We start from the raw sequence: 3,770 nt of genomic DNA, 5'->3' as shown, positions 1-3,770 counted from the left end.
ATGGAAGCGCGTCTTGTGATCGAAACGCCTCTGATGTGGATCGACAAGGCCGCAACCTGGGAGCTTGCACGGACGCTCGGAGGGCGCGCTCTCGTCGATCTGATCGTCGAGAAAACCCACACCTGCTACGAGGGCGATCGGAGCCATCGCCACGAATGGGGTTTTGGCTGCGGCAGTTGCGATGCCTGCCGCCTGCGGAGCGAGGGATGGCGGCGGTACACGGCTTCGGCCGTTCGATAGTCCAAGATAGGCGCGGATGACCAAAACGACTTCATTTTGGCTCATACGGCACGCGGCGGTTGACGGCGCCAAGGGAACGATCTGGCCAGCCGGCGCTCCGGCCAATCTCGGAGATCGCAACGCGCTCGGTCACTTGCGCACGCATCTTCCTCAAGAGGCGAAGGCTTACGCGAGCCCGGCTCGACGAACGATCGATACCGCAAAAGCCTTGCAGCTTGATCCGATGCTGGTGCCTGAATTTTCCGAGCAGGATTTCGGCGACTGGACCGGCCGGCGCCACGACGATCTGGCCGCCACCGGCGATGAAGCCTATGTGGGTTTCTGGAATGACCCAGCGCGCTCGACCCCGCCGGGAGGGGAAAGCTTCGAAGATCAGGTTGCCCGGGTTGGGCAAGGCATTGGCCGGATCGAACCGGGTCCGGCGATCCTGGTGGTCCATTCCGGTACTATTCGCGCCATGCTCTGCATTGCGCTCGAGATCGAGCCGGAGGCTGCGTTGCGCTTTGCCATCGATCCGCTCTCGCTGACCCGGATCGACCGGCTCAGTGGCGGCTGGCGCGTGACGTCGGTGAACCAGAATTTTCGCTGAGCCGTATTCGCCTAGGAACGATCCGGAACGTTGGCCTGCGCGAACGTCGCCATGTCGTTGTGGAGCGCGCAGGCGAGCCGCAGCAGCGGCAACGCGACCGCCGCGCCCGAACCTTCGCCGAGCCGCAGATCAAGATCAATCAGCGGCTGCCTGTTCAGCGCCTCGAGCACAAGCCGGTGGCCCTGCTCGGCGGATTGGTGGGAAGCCAGCAGGAATGGCCGGCATGAAGGGTTGATACGCACCGCTGCGAGCGCCGCTACCGAGACAATAAAGCCATCGATCAGGATCGGAATCCGCCGCTGGGCTGCCGCGATGATGGCGCCGCAGATCGCCACGATCTCGAAACCGCCAACGGCGCACAGAACGTCTTCGACAGCAACGCCGGGCCGCGCAAGCCTGTGAAGCACGAGAGCGTCGTCAATTACGCGCGCCTTGAGCACCAGTCCTCTGGCGTCTACGCCGGTGCCGCTGCCAGTGGTCTGCCCGGCGCCGAACCCGAGGAGAGCCGCCGCAATGGCCGCCGACGTCGTCGTATTGCCGATGCCCATCTCGCCGAAGATCAGGAGGTCCGGTGTGACGGCGCGCGCGACCGCTCGCTTGCCGCACTCGAGCGCAAAGGCGACTTCGGCAGGGGTAAGCGCCGCTTCCTTGCTGAAGTCGCGGCTGCCGTGGCGCGGCTTGTCGGTGACGATGCCCGGAATCGGCGACTGTGCGAGCGTTCCGGCATCGACCACCTCCAGAGTTGACCCGAGTTCGCGCGCCAAAACCGAGATCGCAGCGCCGCCGCTTGCAAAATTGGTCATCATGGCGATCGTGACTTCCTGCGGAAAGGCTGACACGCCCTGGGCTACGATCCCGTGATCACCGGCAAAGATGATGATCGGGACGCGCGCCGTGCGAGGCCGTTCGGTTTGCTGGAGGCCGGCGAGTTCGCATGCGAGGTGCTCGAGCCGACCCAGCGAACCGGCCGGTTTTGTCAATTGTGTCTGGCGCGCCAGCGCCGCATCGCGGTGCGCGATCGAGATTTCAGGACATTCCTGAGTGACCCATTCGGGATACATGCTGCTTTGCCTTGTTTGCTGTCGCTGACGATCAAGAATCTTACGGGCCGCGTCTGAGAATATAGCTATCCATGATCCAGCCGTGTTTTTCGCGCGCCGCGTTTCGCGCGGCGGCGATGCGCGGACCGGTCTCGGCAAGCGCACCTGACATCAGAATCTCGCTGGGCATACCGAGATAAGCGCCCCACCAGATGCTCAATCCGCTGGGATCGAGCGACAGGAACGCGGCGCCGCCATCCAGCATCACCACCACGGTATTCGCGCCGGCCGGCCAACCGTCGCTGCGCAGCCTTCGTCCAGTCGTGACCAAAAAAGGTTCGCCGATATCGTTGACGGGCAGCGCGTGCGCGGCGCAGAGCGCCTGAATCGAAGTGACGCCGGGGATCACCTCGATTTCGGGCAAGGGATCAAGCCTTCGTGCGATCCGGAGGCTCGAATCAAAGAGGGAGGGATCACCCCAGATCAGCAGGGCAACCCGGCCCTGATATCTGAGATGACTGTTGATTTCTCCCGACCACGTCGCGGCGACGGCATCGTGCCATTCGTCCACGCCCTTGCGATAGTCCTCCACGCTCGCATCGCGCACAGGCAAATCGAATTCGACGACGCGGATCCTGTCGTTGGTAAGCACGTCGGCGCAAATGGCTCGCCGCAAGTCGGCCAGTTCGGATTTCTCGCTGCCCTTGCGCGGAATGAGGATGAGATCGGCGGCGTTGATCGCCCGGATTGCGGCCAGCGTGAGCTGTTCTGGGTCACCGCAACCGATGCCGATCAACGAAAGCGTGAAACGCGCTTTGTGCGCGGAGGATGAAGTCACGCGGGTCCTCTCCCCAATGCGCCGAAGAGAATGACGGTGGCTTTGGCCTCTGCGCCGTCTTGGTCGATGTCCTGCGCCAGATCCGCGATCGTCGTGCGGATCAGCCTTTCGTCCGCGTGGCCCAGCGCCTCGCCGACCAAAGCGGGTGTATCCGGCGCAAGGCCATGCTGAAGCAGCCGCGCGGCCAGCGCAGGAAAGGTTCGCCTGCCCATGTAGACCACGGTGGTCGATTCCGGATCGGCGAGCGCGGCCCAGTTGAGGTTCTCGGGCAACTGGCCCGAGACATCCGCCCCCGTCACGAATTGAACGCGGCGCGAGGTATGCCGCCGTGTCAGCGGCATGCCCGCTTGCGCCGCCGCCGCACAGGCGGTGGTGACGCCGGGAATGATTTCGTAGCCGATGCCGGCTGCGCGCAACGCCTCGATTTCTTCTTCGAGGCGGCCGAAAATGCCGGCGTCTCCGGATTTCAGGCGCACGACCCGAGCGCCGGTGGCGGCGTGTTCGATCAGCAGCCGATTGACATGCTGCTGCCTGGTCGAAAGGCGACCCGCGCGCTTGCCGACCGCCACCAGATTGGCGCCGGGGCGGACATGGTCGAGAATTTGGCCCGAGGCGAGATCATCGTAAAGCACGACATCGGCAGCGCTCAGGCGCGATACCGCTTTGAGCGTCAGCAGTTCGGGATCGCCCGGGCCGGCCGAGACGAAGGAAACAAAGCCGCTCACCTGTCCTCCGCAATGAGGTGAAAGAACGTACCGGTGACCGAGCCGCGCCGCGAGCCGGTCTCGGCAATCATGGCGCCGGTCGCATCACGTACCACCGCCAGGGGCTCGTCGGGCTGCGAAACGATCGTGGAATAGTGAAATTCATGGCCGCGCAAGCGCGCGCCGGCTTGATAGCCCGGGATTGGTGCGGCGAGCTCAGCAAGCCGGTAGCCCAAGTGCATGCGGCGCCGGGCAAAGCTTGTCTCCAGCCCCAGTAATCCGGCCATCGGGTGGCCAATACCTTCGGCGTCGGTCAGCACAGTACCCAGGACCATATAGCCTCCGCACTCGCCATGGAC

Annotated in this window: 5 protein-coding genes and 1 pseudogene; 2 read left to right on the top strand and 4 right to left on the bottom strand. The window is 64.1% G+C overall.

The genetic code is table 11. The annotated features are described in order from the left end of the window. Positions 1-240 (top strand): 7-cyano-7-deazaguanine synthase (locus WB528_RS05025; protein ID WP_423887326.1); only part of this gene is annotated, 240 nt, incomplete at its 5' end. A 16-nt stretch (positions 241-256) separates the two neighbouring features. Further along, positions 257-829, top strand: a complete 573-nt coding sequence (locus WB528_RS05020) for a histidine phosphatase family protein (protein ID WP_423887325.1) — start codon at positions 257-259, stop codon at positions 827-829. A gap of 11 nt (positions 830-840) precedes the next feature. On the opposite strand, the gene cobT is transcribed toward WB528_RS05020, so the two are convergent. From cobT to WB528_RS05000, 4 genes and pseudogenes are all read right to left on the bottom strand, one after another. Beyond that, positions 841-1,890 (bottom strand): nicotinate-nucleotide--dimethylbenzimidazole phosphoribosyltransferase, encoded by a 1,050-nt coding sequence (gene cobT / locus WB528_RS05015; protein WP_423887324.1) that lies wholly within the window; start codon positions 1,888-1,890, stop codon positions 841-843. A 40-nt stretch (positions 1,891-1,930) separates the two neighbouring features. Then, positions 1,931-2,707 (bottom strand): precorrin-6A synthase (deacetylating), encoded by a 777-nt coding sequence (gene cobF / locus WB528_RS05010; RefSeq protein WP_423887323.1) that lies wholly within the window; start codon positions 2,705-2,707, stop codon positions 1,931-1,933. Next, complete coding sequence (cobA, locus tag WB528_RS05005) at positions 2,704-3,432, bottom strand: uroporphyrinogen-III C-methyltransferase (protein ID WP_423887322.1); 729 nt, start codon at positions 3,430-3,432, stop codon at positions 2,704-2,706. Before cobA ends, cobF begins: the two co-directional genes overlap by 4 nt. Continuing rightward, positions 3,429-3,770 (bottom strand): annotated as a pseudogene (locus tag WB528_RS05000) (cobyrinate a,c-diamide synthase); the annotation flags it as partial. The pseudogene WB528_RS05000 and the gene cobA, both read right to left, overlap by 4 nt.

Origin of the sequence: Bradyrhizobium sp., from assembly GCF_049586575.1 — a bacterium.
Lineage (GTDB): Bacteria > Pseudomonadota > Alphaproteobacteria > Rhizobiales > Xanthobacteraceae > Bradyrhizobium.
The sequence above is the reverse complement of the archived record's forward strand: the minus strand, read 5'-3'. Positions and strand labels throughout refer to the sequence as shown.

What these genes read in the sequence shown, in the direction of transcription:
- cobT (WP_423887324.1), bottom strand. Translation starts at nt 1,890, where the DNA reads ATGTATCCCGAATGGGTCACTCAGGAATGTCCTGAAATCTCGATCGCG.
- WB528_RS05020 (WP_423887325.1), top strand. Translation starts at nt 257, where the DNA reads ATGACCAAAACGACTTCATTTTGGCTCATACGGCACGCGGCGGTTGAC.